Annotated in this window: 1 protein-coding gene; it reads right to left on the reverse strand. The window is 69.6% G+C overall.

All coding sequences use genetic code 11. The features are described from left to right. Positions 1-1,100: cytochrome P450 (locus CCN56_RS40245; protein ID WP_256962439.1), on the reverse strand; the 1,100-nt coding region annotated here is incomplete at its 3' end. Positions 1,101-1,131: the final 31 nt, after the last annotated feature.

Consider the following 1,131-nt stretch of genomic DNA (forward strand, 5'->3'; position numbering starts at 1 on the left):
GGGCGGGCGGTGATGGGGATGTGCTTGTAGCCGGAGACGAAGCTGGACCGCAGCCGCTCGGGACGGCCGGCCGGACGGAAGTCCTCGAAGCGGGTGAACAGCTCGTGGAAGAGGGTCTTGAGGCTGACCCGGGCGACGCTGTGGCCGATGCAGTAGTGCGGCCCGATGCCGAACGCGAGGTGCTTGTTCGGCTTGCGCCGGATGTCGAACTCGCTGCCGCGCGTGAAGACCCGGTCGTCGCGGTTGGCGGAGCCCAGCCAGACCACGACCGCGTCCCCGGCCTTGATCCGGGTGTTGCGGATCTCCACGTCGCGGGTGGCGTACCGCAGGAAGTGGTTGACCGGGGAGGCCCAGCGCAGCGACTCCTCCAGGGCGGTGGCGTCCAGCTCGGGGTGGGCGGCCCAGTCCTGGAGCACGCCCGACTCGATGAACTCGGCCATGACGAAGTTCGGCGCGTGCGGGGTGGTGACGTTCGCGCCGAGCAGCAGGCTGTAGCAGTTGGCGACGATCTCGTCGGACGCCATGTGCCGGCCCTCGAACTCGGTGGAGATCAGCACGCTGAGCAGATCGTCGCCCAGGTTGTTGCGGCGGAAGCGGACGAGGTCCTGGAAGTAGGCGAACAGGTCGCGGTGGGCCGCCTTCAGGGTGGCTTCGCGGCCGCCCGGGTCCTGGTACTCGGGGTCGTCGGCGGCGATGCACACGGTGGTGAGCCGGTTGAGCCAGGCCCAGTCCGCGGTGGGCAGGCCCATCATCGTTCCGGTGACCGACATCGGCATCGCGAGCATGGCCTGGGCGAAGTCGAACGTGCCGCCGTCACCGAGCGGTTCGATGAGCGGCACGACCAGGTCGCGGATCATCTCGCGCTGCTTGTCGACCGACTTGATGGCCAGGGCCTTCTTGAGCCGGCCCTGCATCTCGGTGTGGCGCGGCGGGTCGGTGGCCGCGAGCTGCTTGCCGNNGCGGTCGGAGTCGTCGAAGCGGACGACGTTCCAGAACCAGCGTTCGTCGTCGACCTCGTGACGGGTCAGCGTGTCGAGCGAGCGCATGTGGCGCCAGAGCGGATGCGGGTCCCCGTCGCTGTAGAGGCGCGGGTCGACCAGGTCGAAGGCGTCGGCCGGTCCGGTCGCCGCG

The sequence above is a fragment of the Streptomyces sp. NRRL B-24572 genome, from assembly GCF_002156145.1.
GTDB classification, from domain to species: domain Bacteria; phylum Actinomycetota; class Actinomycetes; order Streptomycetales; family Streptomycetaceae; genus Streptomyces; species Streptomyces vietnamensis.